This is a genomic window from Variovorax jilinensis, assembly GCF_030316885.1.
Taxonomy (GTDB): domain Bacteria; phylum Pseudomonadota; class Gammaproteobacteria; order Burkholderiales; family Burkholderiaceae_C; genus Variovorax; species Variovorax jilinensis.
This window is the reverse complement of sequence record NZ_JASZYQ010000003.1, coordinates 166913-182508: the sequence shown is the minus strand read 5'-3', so window position 1 is coordinate 182508 and position 15596 is coordinate 166913. Positions and strand designations below refer to the sequence as shown.

The 15596-nt window shown below is 69.9% G+C and carries 11 protein-coding genes; 3 read left to right on the top strand and 8 right to left on the bottom strand.

The window, feature by feature from the left end:
- Positions 1-6: 6 nt before the first annotated feature.
- On the bottom strand, positions 7-4092 hold the full coding sequence (gene purL / locus QTH87_RS12360; protein ID WP_286609321.1) for a phosphoribosylformylglycinamidine synthase: 4086 nt from the start codon (positions 4090-4092) through the stop codon (positions 7-9).
- Between the two features lie 82 nt (positions 4093-4174).
- On the opposite strand from purL, the gene map reads away from it, so the two are divergent.
- Positions 4175-4999 (top strand): type I methionyl aminopeptidase, encoded by an 825-nt coding sequence (gene map / locus QTH87_RS12355; protein WP_286609319.1) that lies wholly within the window; start codon positions 4175-4177, stop codon positions 4997-4999.
- Positions 4900-7614, top strand: a complete 2715-nt coding sequence (locus tag QTH87_RS12350) for a [protein-PII] uridylyltransferase (protein ID WP_444812782.1) — start codon at positions 4900-4902, stop codon at positions 7612-7614. The genes map and QTH87_RS12350 overlap by 100 nt, the downstream gene beginning before the upstream one ends.
- 24 nt (positions 7615-7638) lie before the next feature.
- On the opposite strand, the gene QTH87_RS12345 is transcribed toward QTH87_RS12350, so the two are convergent.
- The 3 genes from QTH87_RS12345 to QTH87_RS12335 are packed head-to-tail and all read right to left on the bottom strand — an operon-like array spanning position 7639 to position 10714.
- Positions 7639-8682, bottom strand: a complete 1044-nt coding sequence (locus tag QTH87_RS12345) for an amino acid ABC transporter permease (RefSeq protein WP_286609316.1) — start codon at positions 8680-8682, stop codon at positions 7639-7641.
- A complete protein-coding gene (locus tag QTH87_RS12340) occupies positions 8679-9683 on the bottom strand; it encodes an amino acid ABC transporter permease (RefSeq protein WP_286609314.1) in 1005 nt (334 codons plus the stop codon). Before QTH87_RS12340 ends, QTH87_RS12345 begins: the two co-directional genes overlap by 4 nt.
- Positions 9680-10714, bottom strand: coding sequence for an amino acid ABC transporter substrate-binding protein (locus QTH87_RS12335; protein WP_286609313.1), 1035 nt, complete (start codon positions 10712-10714; stop codon positions 9680-9682). The genes QTH87_RS12340 and QTH87_RS12335 overlap by 4 nt, the downstream gene beginning before the upstream one ends.
- Before the next feature lie 159 nt (positions 10715-10873).
- On the opposite strand from QTH87_RS12335, the gene QTH87_RS12330 reads away from it, so the two are divergent.
- Positions 10874-11278 (top strand): DoxX family protein, encoded by a 405-nt coding sequence (locus QTH87_RS12330; protein WP_286609311.1) that lies wholly within the window; start codon positions 10874-10876, stop codon positions 11276-11278.
- Here the strand turns inward: QTH87_RS12330 and def are convergent, their stop codons facing one another.
- The 4 genes from def to QTH87_RS12310 all read right to left on the bottom strand — a co-directional run bounded on the left by def (position 11279) and on the right by QTH87_RS12310 (position 15564).
- Positions 11279-11818: a peptide deformylase gene (def, locus tag QTH87_RS12325; protein WP_286609310.1), complete on the bottom strand. Its 540-nt coding sequence runs from the start codon at positions 11816-11818 to the stop codon at positions 11279-11281.
- Between the two features lie 96 nt (positions 11819-11914).
- On the bottom strand, positions 11915-12295 hold the full coding sequence (locus QTH87_RS12320) for a hypothetical protein (RefSeq protein ID WP_286609308.1): 381 nt from the start codon (positions 12293-12295) through the stop codon (positions 11915-11917).
- Between the two features lie 64 nt (positions 12296-12359).
- Positions 12360-14450 carry an NAD-dependent DNA ligase LigA gene (gene ligA / locus QTH87_RS12315; RefSeq protein WP_286609305.1) on the bottom strand — a complete coding sequence of 697 codons (2091 nt, stop codon included), beginning with the start codon at positions 14448-14450 and terminating at the stop codon, positions 12360-12362.
- Positions 14451-14463: 13 nt separating this feature from the next.
- On the bottom strand, positions 14464-15564 hold the full coding sequence (locus QTH87_RS12310) for a cell division protein ZipA C-terminal FtsZ-binding domain-containing protein (RefSeq protein WP_286609303.1): 1101 nt from the start codon (positions 15562-15564) through the stop codon (positions 14464-14466).
- Positions 15565-15596 lie beyond the last annotated feature (32 nt).

Genomic DNA, 15596 nt, shown 5'->3' with positions numbered 1-15596 from the left:
TCGGAATCAGCCGACCCACTTGCGCGCGTTGCGCCAGATCCGCATCCAGGGGCTCGTGTCGCTCGCATCGCCCGAGGTCCAGCTCTTCTGGATGTTGCGGAACACCCGCTCGGGATGCGGCATCAGCGCCGTGAAGCGGCCGTCGGCGGTGGTCACCGAGGTCAGGCCACCCGCGCTGCCGTTGGGATTGAACGGATAGCGCTCGGTCGCGGCGCCGTGGTTGTCGACGAAGCGCATCGCGGCGATCGCGCGCGCCGGGTCGCCGCGGTGCTTGAAATTGGCATAGCCCTCGCCGTGCGCGACCGCGATCGGCATCCGGCTGCCGGCCATGCCGGCGAAGAACAGGCTCGGCGAATCGAGCACCTCGACCATCGACAGCCGGGCCTCGAAGCGCTCGCTCAGGTTGGTCGTGAAGCGCGGCCAGGCCTCGGCTCCCGGGATGATGTCGGCCAGTTCAGCGAACATCTGGCAGCCGTTGCAGACGCCCAGGCCGAAGGTGTCGGCGCGGCCGAAGAAGTCGCCGAACTGTCCGGCCAGCCTCGGATTGAAGGTGATGCTGCGGGCCCAGCCGATGCCAGCGCCCAGCGTGTCGCCGTAGCTGAAGCCGCCGCAGGCGACGATGCCCTTGAAGTCGGCCAGGTCCGCCCTGCCCGTCTGCAGATCGGTCATGTGGACGTCGAAGGCCTCGAAGCCGGCCTCGGTGAAGGCATAGGCCATCTCGACATGCGAGTTGACGCCCTGCTCGCGCAGGATCGCGACCCGGGGCCGCGCCAGGTTCAGGAATGGGGCGGCGACGTCATCGGTCGCGCCGGGCGCGAGCAGAACGTGGGCGCCCGGGTCCTCGCGGTCGCCGGCCGCGGCATGCTCGGCGTCGGCACAGTCGGGGTTGTCGCGCTCGCGGCAGATCTTCCAGCTGACCGAATCCCAGACCTGGTGCAGGTCGGCCAGCTCGGCGCCGAACACCGACTTGGCGTCGCGCCAGACCTCGACGCGGCCCTTGCCGGCCTCGATGGCCGAGCTCTGCGGCCGGGTCTTGCCGACGAAATGGCTGCAGGCGCTCAGGCCGTGGGCGCGCAGGGTCTGCATGACCTCGTTGCGCTCCGCGGTGCGCACTTGCAGCAGCAGGCCGAGCTCTTCGTTGAACAGCGCCTTGAGCGTGAGCTCCTCGCGTCGGGCGCTCACCTGGCCGGCCCAGTTCTTGGCGTCGCCGTATTCGGCGCGGCTGTCGCTGATGCCGTCGCCCTCGGTGACCAGGATGTCGACGTTGAGCGCCACGCCCACGTGGCCCGCAAAGGCCATCTCGCAGGCGGCGGCGAACAGGCCACCGTCGCTGCGGTCGTGCAGCGCGAGGATCCTGCCTTCGGCGCGCAGCGCATTCACCGCGGCCACGAGCTTGACGAGGTCCTGCGGATCGTCGAGATCGGGCACCGTGTCGCCGCTCTGGCCCAGGGTCTGGGCCAGGATGCTGCCGGCCATGCGCTGGCGGCCGCGGCCGAGGTCGATCAGCACCAGGGTGCTGTCGGGCTCGTCGGCGTCCAATTGCGGCGTGAGCGTGCCGCGCACGTCGGCGAGCGTGGCGAAGGCGGTCACGATCAGGCTCACGGGCGAGCTGACCTTCTTCGCTTCGCCGCCGTCCTGCCATTGCGTGCGCATCGACAGCGAATCCTTGCCGACCGGAATCGAGATGCCGAGCGCCGGGCAGAGCTCGAGGCCCACCGCCTTCACCGTCTCGTAGAGTGCCGCGTCCTCGCCGGGCTCGCCGCAGGCCGCCATCCAGTTGGCCGACAGCTTGACCCGCGACAGCTCGATCGGTGCCGCGATCAGGTTGGTGATGGCTTCGCCGACCGCCATGCGGCCCGAGGCCGGCGCGTCGAGCGCGGCCAGCGGCGTGCGCTCGCCCATGCTCATGGCCTCGCCCGCGAAGCCCTTGTAGTCGGCCAGCGTGACGGCGCAATCGGCCACCGGCACCTGCCACGGGCCGACCATCTGGTCGCGGTGGCTCAGGCCGCCCACCGTGCGGTCGCCGATCGTCACGAGGAAGCGCTTGGAAGCCACGGTGGGATGCGACAGCACGTCGATCGCGGCCTGCTGCAGCGCGACGCCCGTGAGGTCGAGCGGCTGGAAGCGGCGCGCCACGGTCCTGACGTCGCGCAGCATCTTGGGCGGCTTGCCGAGCAGCACGTCCATCGGCATGTCGACCGGCTGCGCCTCGGCACCCTCGTCGACGACGAGCAACTGGCGCTCGTCCGTGGCAACGCCGACCACCGCGAACGGGCAGCGCTCGCGCTCGCAGAAGGCCCGGAACTGCGGCAGCGATTCGGGCGCGATCGCGAGCACGTAGCGCTCCTGGCTCTCGTTGCACCAGATCTCCTTCGGCGCCATGCCCGATTCCTCGAGCGGCACCGCGCGCAGGTCGAAGCGGGCGCCGCGGCCGGCGTCGTTCGTGAGCTCGGGGAAGGCATTGCTCAGCCCGCCCGCGCCGACGTCGTGGATCGCGAGGATCGGATTGGCCTCGCCCTGCTGCCAGCAGTGGTTGATGACCTCCTGGGCACGGCGCTCGATCTCCGGGTTGCCGCGCTGCACCGAGTCGAAGTCGAGCTCGGCCGCGTTGGCGCCGGTGGCCATCGAGCTGGCGGCGCTGCCGCCCATGCCGATGCGCATGCCGGGGCCACCGAGCTGGATCAGCAGGCTGCCGGCCGGGAAGCGGATCTTCTTCGTCTGGCCGGCGTCGATGCTGCCGAGGCCGCCCGCGATCATGATCGGCTTGTGATAGCCGCGCTGCTCGATGCCGGCGTCGCTCCGGATCGCCTGCTCGTACTCGCGAAAGTAGCCCAGCAGGTTGGGTCGGCCGAACTCGTTGTTGAAGGCGGCGCCGCCCAGCGGCCCCTCGGTCATGATCTGCAGCGGGCTCGCGATGTGCTCGGGCTTGCCGTAGCTGCCTTCGGCCGGCCAGAGCTTCGACACCGTAAATCCGGTCAGGCCGGCCTTGGGCCTGGAGCCGCGGCCGGTGGCCCCTTCGTCGCGGATCTCGCCGCCGGCGCCGGTCGAGGCACCGGGGAACGGCGAGATGGCGGTCGGATGGTTGTGTGTCTCGACCTTCATGAGCACGTGGCTCAGCGCTTCCTGCTTCGCGTAGCTGCCCGATCCGGAGGCCGCCACGAAGCGCTCGATGGTCGAGCCCTCCATGACCGACGCGTTGTCGGCATAGGCGATGACCGTGTGCTGCGGGCTCTGGCGTTCGGTGTGGCGGATCATCGAGAACAGGCTCTGCGGCTGGGCCCGGCCGTCGATCACGAAGTCGGCGTTGAAGATCTTGTGGCGGCAGTGCTCGCTGTTGGCCTGCGCGAACATCATCAGCTCGACGTCGCTCGGGTTGCGGCCCAGGCGCGTGAAGGCCTCGACCAGGTAGTCGATCTCGTCCTCGGCCAGCGCCAGGCCGAAGCGCGTGTTGGCGTCCACCAGCGCCACCCGCCCACCCGCGAGCACGTCGACCTGGGCCATGGGCTGCGGCGGCAGCTCGGCGAACAGGCCGGCGGCCTGGTCCAGCCCGGCCAGCACCGATTCGGTCATGCGGTCGTGCAGCAGCGCGGCCACGGCCTGCAGCTGCCCGGCATCGAGCGCCGGAGCCTTGCCGAAGGCCTTGTCGAGCAGCGGCGCCTTGAGCGCCAGGTGGTATTCGGTGACGCGCTCGACCCGGCGCAGCGCCAGGCCGCAGTTGTGGGCGATGTCGGTGGCCTTGGAGGCCCAGGGCGACACGGTGCCCAGGCGCGGCGTGACGATGACGGTCGGCCCGGCCTTGGCCGGCGCCTCGAAAGGCTCGCCGTAGCTCAGCAAGGCCGCGAAACGCTCGCGGGCGCTGCCGTCGAGCGCCCCTTCGGTCACCACCAGGTGCACGAAACGGGCGCTCAGGCCCTCGATGCGCGGATCGATCGCCTGCAGCCGCGGCAGCAGCTGGCGGGCCCGGAAGTCGCTGAGTGCGCTGCCGCCCTCGAAGTAGGTCACCACGGGGGCGACGGGAACAGCACGGGTGGCAGGCGGATTCACGGGCAGCGTCACGTTCGGGTCGGCCGCAGGGGCCGCGTTGGAATTCATGAGAAATGAGGCGGCGGCCGCTGACTGGGGCCATCCGCGCTAACCCTGAATTTTAACGGCCTCCGATGGGATAATTCCGGCGATGAGCATTACCTACAAAGACGCCGAAGGCGTGGCCGGCATGCGCGTGGCATGCCGACTGGCCTCCGAGGTGCTGGACTACCTGACCCCCCACATGGTCGCCGGCAAGACGACCAACGAGATCGACAAGCTGGCCCACGACTACATCACGCAGGTCCAGGGCGCCATTCCCGCGCCACTCAACTACATGGGTGCCAGCAGCACGCCCTACCCGAAGTCGATCTGCACCTCGGTCAACCACGTGGTGTGCCACGGCATCCCGAACGACAAGGCGCTCAAGAAGGGTGACATCGTCAACTGCGACATCACGGTCATCAAGGACGGCTGGCACGGCGACACCAGCCGGATGTTCGTGATCGGCGACGCCTCGATCGCGGCCAAGCGGCTGTGCAGCTTCACCTACGACGCCATGTGGCACGGCATCGTCAAGGTCCGGCCCGGCGCCCGCCTGGGCGACATCGGCTTCGCGATCCAGCGTTTCGCCGAGAGCAACGGCTTCTCGGTCGTGCGCGAGTTCTGCGGCCACGGCATCGGCCGCGGCTTTCATGAAGAGCCCCAGGTACTGCACTACGGCCGCCCGGGCACGCTCGAGGAGCTCAAGCCGGGCATGACCTTCACGATCGAGCCGATGATCAACGCCGGCAAGCGGGAGATCAAGGAAGACGCCAAGGGCGGCCAGTACGACGGCTGGACCATCGTCACGCGCGATCACTCGCTGTCGGCCCAATGGGAGCACACGGTGCTGGTGACCGAGACCGGCTACGAGGTCCTCACGCTGTCGGCCGGCAGCCCGCCGCCGCCCGCTTTCGTCAGCGCCACGGCTTGAGCCCGCGCGAGCGCCCCCAGGCGGTCAAGGTGGACATCGCTTCGTTGCGCGACGCCTACCGCACGCACAAGCTGGCCCTGTTCGACCAGCTGCGCAGTGCGCGCGCGCCCACGCGCAGCGTCCATACGGTGTTGCGCCAGCTGGCGGCGCTGGCCGACGAGACGCTCGCCGCACTCTGGGAGGACGCCGGCTTCGGCAGTTCGGCCGCCCTGGTGGCGGTCGGCGGCTTCGGCCGCGGCGAGCTGTTCCCGTTCTCGGACGTCGACGTGCTGCTGCTGCTGCCCGAGGAGCATCCGGACGGCATCGCGCCGGGCCGCCTCGAGGCCTTCATCGGCCAGTGCTGGGACGCCGGGCTCGAGATCGGCTCGAGCGTGCGGACGGTGGACGAATGCCTGGCCGAGGCCGCGAAGGACGTCACGGTCCAGACCTCGCTGCTCGAATCGCGACTGGTGATCGGCGACAAGAAGCTCTACGCGGGCTTTCGCAAAAGCTTCTTCGCCGCGATCGACCCGCAGGCCTTCTTTGCCGCCAAGTCGCAGGAGATGCGGCACCGCCACCAGAAGTTCGACAACACGCCCTACGCGCTCGAACCCAACTGCAAGGAATCGCCGGGCGGCCTGCGCGACCTGCAGACCATCCTCTGGATGACCAAGGCCGCGGGTTTCGGCAGCCGCTGGGACGACCTTGCCCGCAACGGCCTCGCCACCGCCTTCGAGGCCCAGCAGATCAAGCGCAACGAGGCGCTGCTGAGCCTGATCCGCGCGCGCCTGCACGTCACGGCCAATCGGCGCGAGGACCGGCTGGTGTTCGACCTGCAGACCGCCGTGGCCGCCACCTTCGGCTACGTCGGCGAGTCGCAGCGCAAGGCCAGCGAGGCGCTCATGCGGCGCTACTACTGGGCCGCCAAGGCGGTCACGCAGCTCAACCAGATCCTGCTGCTCAACATCGCCGAGCGGCTGCAGCCGCAGGCCGACGAGGCGACGCCGATCAACGAGCGCTTCTTCGAGAAGGGCGGCCTGATCGAGGTCGCGAGCGACGACCTCTACCTGAAGAACCCGCACGCGATCCTCGAGACCTTCCTGCTCTACCAGAAGACCATCGGCGTCAACGGCCTGTCGGCGCGCACGCTGCGCGCGCTCTACAACGCGCGCCACGTGATGGACAGCAGGTTCCGCAACGACCCGGTCAATCACGAGACCTTCATGCGCATGCTGCTGCAGCCGCGCGGCATCACGCACGCGCTGCGGCTGATGAACCAGACCTCGGTGCTCGGGCGCTATCTGCGCGTGTTCCGCAGCATCGTGGGCCAGATGCAGCACGACCTGTTCCATGTCTACACGGTCGACCAGCACATCCTGATGGTGCTGCGCAACGTGCGCCGCTTCTTCATCGCCGAGCACGCGCACGAGTACCCACTGTGCTCGCAGCTCGCGGCCGGCTGGGACAAGCCCTGGATCCTCTACGTGGCGGCGCTCTTCCACGACATCGCCAAGGGCCGCGGCGGCGACCATTCCACGCTCGGCGCGCGCGACGTGCGGCGCTTCTGCCGCCAGCACGGCATTGCCCGCGAGGATTCGAAGCTGATCGAGTTCCTGGTCGCCGAGCACCTCGTAATGAGCCAGGTCGCGCAGAAGCAGGACCTCAGCGACCCCGAGGTGATCGGCACCTTCGCCCAGCGCGTGGGCAGCGAACGCTACCTGACGGCGCTCTACCTGCTCACCATCGCCGACATCCGCGGCACCTCTCCGCGGGTCTGGAACGCCTGGAAGGGCAAGCTGCTCGAGGATCTGTACCGCGCGGCGTCGCGCGCGCTCGGCGGCCACATGCCCGACCCGGGCGCCGAGATCGAGGCCCGCAAGCGCGAGGCCCTGGTCCAGCTGGCGCTGCACGCGGAGCCCACCAATGCCCACAAGGCGCTGTGGGAGACGCTCGACGTGGGCTATTTCATGCGCCACGACGCCTCCGAGATCGCCTGGCACGCCAAGCAGCTGTCGCGCCACGTGCCGCCGGCCGGCGTGCCGCTCGATCCGCGCGCGCCACCGCTGGTGCGGGCGCGGCTGTCGCCGGTGGGCGAAGGCCTGCAGGTGGTGGTCTACACGCCCGACCAGGCCGACCTGTTCGTGCGCATCTGCGGCTACTTCGACCAGTCGTCGTTCAGCATCCTGGATGCCAAGGTCCACACCACCAGCAACGGCTTCGCGCTCGACACCTTCCAGGTCGTGACCACCTTCGTGCCCGAGCACTACCGCGACCTGATCAACATGGTCGAGGCCGGCCTCACGAAGACGCTGAGCGAAGCCGGGCCGCTGCCGCCGCCCAGCAAGGGCCGGGTGTCGCGCCGGGTGCGCAGCTTCCCGATCAAGCCGCGCATCAGCCTGCTGCCCGACGAGAAGGCGCAGCGCTGGCTGCTCAGCATCTCGGCCAGCGATCGCGCGGGGCTGCTCTATTCGGTGGCGCGGGTGCTGGCGCGCCATCACCTCAACCTGCAGCTGGCCAAGGTCACGACGCTCGGCGAGCGCATCGAGGACACCTTCCTGATCAGCGGCCCCGAGCTGCAGGGCCAGCGCGCGCAGCTCGCGATCGAGACCGAACTGCTCGAGGCGCTGGCGTCGTAGCGCGCCGCCACCGCGCGCCGGCGCTCAGGGCGTGGCCAGCCGACGCTCCAGCCACGCGCTGTAGCGCGACAGCCCGAAGCACAGCACCCAGTACACCGCCGCGATGAACAGGTAGCCCTCGAGATAGAACGGGCGCCAGGTCGGATCGCCGCCTAGCGCGAGGCCGAGCGCACCCGTGAGCTCGAACAGGCCGACCACCGTGACCAGCGAGGTGTCCTTCAGGGTGCCGACCACGCTGTTGGTCAGCGCCGGCACCACCAGCCGCAGCGCCTGCGGCAGCACGATGTCGCGCTGCACCGGCCAGCGGCCGAAGCCGAGCGCCATCGCGACCTCGGTCTGGCCGCGCGGCACCGCCTGCAGGCCGCCGCGGATGATCTCGGCGAAATACGCCGCCACGAACAGCACCAGGCCCGCCAGCACGCGCAGCAGGACGTCGGGCCGCCAGCCCGCAGGCCACAACAGCGGCAGCAGGAACGAGGCCATGAACAGCACCGAGATGAGCGGCACGCCGCGCACCAGCTCGATGTAGGTCGCGCTCAGCGTGCGCAGAACGGGCCACTGCGAGCGGCGGCCGAGCGCCAGCAGCAGGGCCAGCGGAAACGCCAGCGCGAGCCCGACGACCGCCAGGCCGATGGTCAGCGGCAGGCCGCCCCAGCGGCTGGTCGGCACGACCTCGAGTCCGAACAGCCCGCCGTGCATCAGCAGCAGGGCCAGCGCCAGCGTCGCGATCCACAGCGGCAGCAGCCACCAGCGCCAGCTGCGCGGCCAGGCGCTCAGCAGCGTGGTGGCCGAAAGCAGCGTGACCGCGACCGCGGGCCGCCACTGGTCCTCGTAGGGATAGCGGCCGAACAGCATCGGGCGCCACTTCTCGGCCACCACGCCCCAGCAGGCACCGTGCGCCACCGCGCGGCAGGCCTCGGCGTCGGGGCGGAACACGGCCTGCCGCACGGCCCAATCGAAGCCATGCAGCGCGGCCCAGCCGAACAGCGCCAGCAGCGCCAGCGTGAACGCGGCGCGCAGCGGCGAGCCCCAGAGCTCCTGGCGCCAGGCGGTGCCTTGCGCCCTCATCGCCACCCCCTGAGCGCCACCCGCGCGTTGTAGAAGTTCATGCCGCCCGAGATCAGCAGCGACAGGCTCAGGTAGACCGCCATGATCACCGCGATGCATTCGAAGGCGCGCCCGGTCGAATTGAGCGCGGTGTTGGCCACCGAGACGAGTTCGGGATAGCCCACCACGACCGCCAGCGAGGAGTTCTTGGTCAGGCTCAGCAGCTGGTTGGTGAGCGCCGGCACGATCACCCGCAGCGCCTGCGGCATGACGACGATCCGAAGTTCCTGCCCCGGAGACAGCCCGAGCGCGCGGGCGGCGAGCCGCTGGCCCTGCGAGACCGAGCCGATCCCGGCGCGCACGATCTCGGCCACGAAGGCCGCCGTGTAGAGCGCCAGCGCACCCACGATCGCGAGGTACTCGGGGCTCAGTGCCGCCCCGCCGCTGACGTTGAAGCTGCCGCGCTCGGGCCATTCGAGCCGATCCGGAAACCAGGCGCCCTCCTCGCGCACCGGCCACGGCAGCGACAGGCCGCCCTTGCTGAGCCAGACGTCGGGCAGCAGCTCGAGCGGGTCGGTGGAGTCGGGCAGCAGCTGGGTGATCGCGAAATAGAGCATCAGCAGCTGCACCAGCAGTGGCACATTGCGCACCGTCTCCACGTAGGCCGTGCACAAGCCGCGCACCAGCACGTGCGGCGCCAGCCGGCCGATGCCGATCAGCGTGCCGAACAGCACCGCCAGCAGCGCCGCCGGAATGGCCGCGCGCACCGTGTTGATGAGGCCGGCCAGGAAGGCGCGCCAGAACGGTTGGCCGGCGTCGAAGCTGAGCCAGCCCTCGGAGATGTCGAAGCCCGCCGGCTGCAGCAGGAAATCGAAGCCCGAGCGCACGCCGCGGGCGCGCAGCAGCTCGAGCGCGTGGTGCACGAGCCAGAACGCGGCACCGGCCACCGCCGCGACCAGCAGGGCCTGCAGCCCCCATGCGAGCCAGGCGGCGCGGCGGCCGCCCGCCCCCGGCCGGTTCATCGCACCGGCAATCCGTACATCAGGCCGCCCTTGTTCCAGAGGTTGTTGGAGCCGCGCGGCAGCTTGAGCGTCGACTTGGGCCCGACGTTGCGCTCGAACACCTCGCCGTAGTTGCCGACCGCCTTGATCGCGCGGTAGGACCAGTCCTTGTCGAGCCCCAGCAGCTTGCCGACGTCGTCGCCGCTGCCGACCAGGCGCTGCTGGGCAGGGTCCTTGCTGCCGGCCTTGAGCTCGTCGATGTTGGCCTGCGTGATGCCGACCTCCTCGGCCTCGATCAGCGCGTTGGGCACCCACTTGGCGATCGCGAACCATTCGTCGTCGCCGCGGCGCACCAGCGGTGCCAGCGGCTCCTTGGAGATCAGCTCGGGCAGGATCACGTAGTCGTCGGGATTCGGCGCCTCCTTGTTGCGCAGGCCGGCGAGCGCCGAGCTGTCGGTCGTGAAGGCCTGGCAACGGCCCGAGAAGAAGGCCTTGAACGAGGCCTCGAAGCTGTCGAAGACGATGGTCTTGACGGGGATGTTCTGGGCCTTGAACCAGTCGGCGACGTTCTTCTCGTTGGTGGTTCCGGCCTGCGTGCAGATCGTGGCGTTCTTGAGTTGCCTGGCGCTCGTCACCTTGATCTTCTTGGGCACCAGGAAGCCCTGGCCGTCGTAGTAGGTGATGGTGGTGAAGTGGAAGCCCAGCGAGGCGTCGCGCGTCAGGTTCCAGGTGGTGTTGCGCGCGAGGATGTCGATCTCGCCGGCCTGCAGGGCCGAGAAGCGCTGCTGCGAATTGAGCGGCACGAACTCCACCTTCTTGGGGTCGCCCAGCACCGCCGCCGCGATTGCGCGGCAGGTGTCGACGTCCAGGCCCGACCAGTTGCCCTGGGTGTCGGGCGCCGAGAAGCCCGCCACGCCGTTGGTCACGCCGCACTTGACGCTGCCGCGCTGCTTGACCGCATCGAGCGTCTTGCCCGCGAAGGCCGGTGCAGCGGCAGCAATGGCCAGGGTGGTGGCGACGGCGGCCAGGGCCGGGCGAATGCGTGGGTTCATGCGGAGTCCTCTTCGGTCAGCGGGAAAAAATGGCATCGGGCAGTTTACGGGGCCGCGCGCGAGTCTGCCAAACAACAACCGGTTGGAAACTTATTCGGGAAGACGACGGGCAGATGCACCACAATCCCGCCTGTTTTCAAGCAACGAAAGGTTTCTCAAATGATCCGTTCCGATGACACCGGCAAGCTCGTGCTGCGCCTGGCCCTGGGCATCCTGCTGCTGCTGCACGGCGCCGCCAAGCTCACGACCGGCGTCGGCTTCGTCTCCGGCCTGCTGAGCTCGCACGGCCTGCCCGGCGTGCTGGCGTACCTCGTCTATGTCGGAGAGATTCTCGCGCCGGTGCTGTTGATCGGTGGCATCTACACGCGCGCGGCGGCCTGGATCATCGTGATCAACATGCTGGTCGCGATCTGGCTGGTTCACACCGGCCAGCTCTGGTCGCTCGACAAGAACGGCGGCTGGGCGCTCGAGACCCAGGGCCTCTTCCTGTTCTCGGCGCTGGCCGTGGCCTTCCTCGGCGCCGGACGCTTCAGCGTCGCGGGCAGCGGCGGCCGGCTGAACTGATCAGTCGTCCTCGCTCGCATCGAGGCCCGGGAACAGGACCTCGGTGTAGCCGAAGCGCGTGAAGTCGCGCATCCGCATCGGGTACAGCTTGCCCAGCAGGTGGTCGACCTCGTGCTGCACGACCCGCGCGTGGAAGCCGTCCACGGTGCGATCGATCGGATCGCCGTACGGGTCGAACCCCGTGTAGCGGACGGCCGCGAAGCGCGGCACCACGCCGCGCAGGCCCGGCACCGAGAGGCAGCCTTCCCAGCCCTCCTCCTCGGCCTCGCCGAGCGGCGTGACGACCGGGTTCAGCAGCACGGTGCGCGGCACGATCGGCGCATCCGGATAGCGCGGATTCACGGTGTTGGTGCCGAAGATCACCAGTTGCTGGTCGACGCCGATCTGCGGCGCCGCGAGGCCGGCGCCGTTGACCGCATGCATGGTCTCGAACATGTCGCGCACCAGCAGGTGCAGTTCGTCGGTGTCGAAGGCAGCCACGGGCTGCGCGATGCGCAGCAGCCGGGGGTCGCCCATCTTGAGGATTTCGCGGATGGCCATCTGCGGATTATCGCGGCGGCGCCGTTCGCGGGCGGCGCATCGAGCGGGCTTCGGGCCGAAACGCAGCGACCGGCCGCCCTGGATGCTCTATATGCGCTATCGGCGGTAATACCCGGGCCGGCCGCCGTAGTAGCCACCTGGACGCCCGTAGTAGCCGGGCCGCCCGTAGGCTCCGGCGTAGTAGCCTGGACGGCCGCCCCAGCCGTAGTAACCGGGTCGCCCGTAGTAGCCGCCGTAGTAGCCTGGCCAGCCCGGCCGGCCGTAGTACCCGGGCCAGCCGCCCCAAGCCCCGTAATAGCCTCCGTAGTAGATCGAGGGCGAGACCACCACCGGCGAGGCCGCGTAGTAGCCGCCGTACGGCGACGCGTAATACGGTCCCGGCGCGACACAGCCGCCCAGCAGGGCCGCCGAGGCGGCCGCGATCGACACGAGAACGATGCGCTTCATTCGGATCTCCAGACGCGTTCCACCAGTCAACGGCCGGCGGCACTTCCTGTTGACCGGGAAAATCCGCGCGGGTTCAGTCGCGTCCGGTCCGGTTTCAGTCGGCCGCGCCGCCCAGGATGCCGAGCATCCCCGCCTCGTCGATCACCTGGACGCCCAGTGCGTTGGCCTTGTCGAGCTTGCTGCCCGCTTCGGCACCCGCGACCAGGTAGTCGGTCTTCTTGCTGACCGAGCCTGCCACCTTGGCGCCGGCCCCTTCCAGCTTTTCCTTCGCTTCCTCGCGGCTCAGCGTAGGAAGCGTGCCGGTGATGACGAAGGTCTTTCCGCTCAGTGGCTTGGCGGCGCGCGGTGCCGGTTCGCCCTCCTCCCAGTGCACGCCGCAGGCGCGCAGCTGCTCGACCACCTCGCGGTTGTGCGGCTGGTCGAAGAAGGTGCGCAGGCTGCTCGCAACCACCGGGCCGATGTCCTCGACCTCCAGCAACTGCGCCTCGCTCGCGTCCATCACCGCATCGAGCTTGCCGAAGTGGCGCGCCAGCTCCTTCGCCGTGCTCTCGCCGACATGGCGCACACCGAGGCCGAACAGGAAGCGCGGCAAGGTGGTCTTCTTGGACGCCTCGAGCGCGTCGACGATGTTCCTGGCTGACTTGTCGGCCATGCGATCGAGGCCCGCCAAGGTCGTGAAGCCCAGCTTGTAGAGGTCGGGAAGCGTGCGGATCAGGTCGGCGTCGACCAGTTGCTCGACCAGCTTGTCGCCCAGTCCCTCGATATCGAGCGCGCGCCGGGCCGCGAAATGCAGGATCGCCTCCTTGCGCTGGGCGGCGCAGAACAGGCCGCCGCTGCAGCGGTAGTCGACCTCGCCCTCCTCGCGCACCGCGTCCGAGCCGCAGACCGGGCACTGGCGCGGCATCGTGAAGACGGGGCCGCGCTCGGCGTCCGGCCGTGCCGCGCTCTCGGGCAGCACGCCCACCACCTCGGGAATCACGTCGCCGGCGCGCCGCACGATGACCGTGTCGCCCACGCGCACGTCCTTGCGGCGGGTTTCGTCCTCGTTGTGCAGGGTCGCGTTGGTCACGGTGACGCCGCCCACGAACACCGGCGCCAGCTTGGCCACCGGCGTGAGCTTGCCGGTGCGTCCCACCTGCACCTCGATCGCGAGCACCTCGGTGAGCTGCTCCTGGGCCGGGTACTTGTGGGCCACGGCCCAGCGCGGCTCGCGCGAGACGAAGCCAAGGCGGCGCTGTTCCTCGACGCTGTCGACCTTGTAGACCACGCCGTCGATGTCGTAGGGCAGGCCGTCGCGCTGGCGGCCGATGGTCTCGTGGAAGGCGATCAGCTCGATCGCGCCGCGGGCGCGGGCGGTCTGCTGCGCCACCGGGAAGCCCCAGGCCGCGAACTGCTGCAGCCAGTCGAACTGGGTGGCGTGGTCGGGGCCGCCCTCGGCCGGCGGCGTGACCTCGCCGAGGCCGTAGGCGAAGAAGCTCAGCGGCCGCTGCGCCGCGATGGCCGGGTCGAGCTGGCGTACCGCGCCGGCCGCGGCATTGCGCGGGTTGACGAAGACCTTCTCGTTCTTCTGGCCGGCCGCGATCTTCTCGCGCTGGCGTGCGTTGAGGGCGTCGAAGTCGTCGCGCCGCATGTAGACCTCGCCGCGCACCTCGACCACCGGCGGAATGGCCGAGGCCTCGCCGTGCAGCCGCAGCGGGATCTGCTGCACGGTGCGGATGTTCTGCGTCACCTCCTCGCCGATCTCGCCGTCGCCGCGCGTGGCAGCCTGCACCAGCACGCCCTGCTCGTAGCGCAGGTTGAGCGCGAGGCCGTCGAACTTCAGTTCGCAGACATAGGTCACCTGGGGACCGTCCTCGGCCAGGCCGAGCTCCTTGCGCACCCGCGCATCGAAGGCGCTGGCGCCGGCCGGCGTGATGTCGGTCTCGGTGCGGATCGACAGCATCGGCACCTTGTGGCGCACCTTGGCAAAGCCGTCGAGCGGCTGGCCGCCCACGCGCTGGGTGGGGGAATCGGGCGTGCGCAGATCCGGGTACTCGGCCTCCAGCGCCTGCAGGCGCCTGAAGAGCTTGTCGTACTCGGCGTCCGGCAGCTCGGGCGCATCGAGCACGTAGTAGAGGTGGGCGTGGCGGTGCAGCTGCTCGCTCAGCCGGGTGGCTTCGCGCAGCGCGTCTTCGCGCGGTGTCATGAGCTTCTCCGGCCTAGCTGAACAGGCGCCGCGCCAGCGGTGAACCGGCCGAAAGATCGCGCGAGTCGAGCGTGTCGTAGAGCTGCTCGAGGTCGACGCCGATCGCGTCCATGGTTTCTTCGCGCAGCAGCTGGCCGTCGCCGTCGGTGACGATGCCGTCCATCTCGCGCGCCAGCGTGGCGGCGGACTCGCGCATGCGCACGAAGGGGCGCTCGCCACGGTCGACCTGCGGCACGTCGAGGCTCAGCGTGAGCTCGCGGATCGCCGATTGCGCCGGGTCGTCGGCCAGCGCGGCCTGGGTGTCGAAGGACAGGCCGAGGATCGGCGGCAGGCCCGGCTCGCCTGCCGGCAGCACCATGCGGCCCGGGATGATCCCGGCCACGAAGCCCAGGCGCGCCGCGTTCTGCTGCACGTAGCCGGGGCTCCAGGCGGCATGGCGAGCGCGCAGCACGAAGCCGAGCTGGGCGTCGTGCGAGCTCGCGAACTGGTCGAGCTCGCGCGCCCGCGCCACCTCGTCGAGCATCTCGGGGAACTCGGGAGCACCGTTGACGGCATCCGCGAAGGCCTGGGCCTTGACCACGAATTCCGAGTATTCGATCTCGTTGAGGGCGCCGGTGCGGTTGGCCATCTGCACGCCGACCTGGAAGGCGCCGTAGCGCTGGCCGGCGGTGGCGGGTTCCCACTCGCCCGTGAACTCGTTGAGGCCCTCGACCGCCACCGGCTTGCTGCCCGCCCGGCGCGTGGCCGGCATGGCGGCGATCGCAGCGTCGCCGGAGGCGAGGCCGTCGAGCGACACCGGCGCGATCACGTCGATCAGCGGATCGAGGCCGCCGCGCCGTTCGCCCGAGGGCACGACGAGTGCGCTGGGCGCCGGCAGGTCGGGGTCGAACAGCGGCTCGTGGCGCTCGTTGCCGGGCACGGCGCGGGGCTCGACATGCAGCACCGGCTCCTGGTCGCCGGGCGCGGCCAACGGCTGATGCAGGGACGACGGCAGGCTGTCGGTGGCGTCGGGCTGGCGCGGCGTGTTGCGGCGCGAGGTCCAGGCGTTGAAGCCGACCAGCGCGGCCAGCACCAGACCGCCGACGATGGCAAGGGCAACAGTGAGATTGCTCATGGGGTGCACCGGCTCAGACGCCGCCGGGCCGC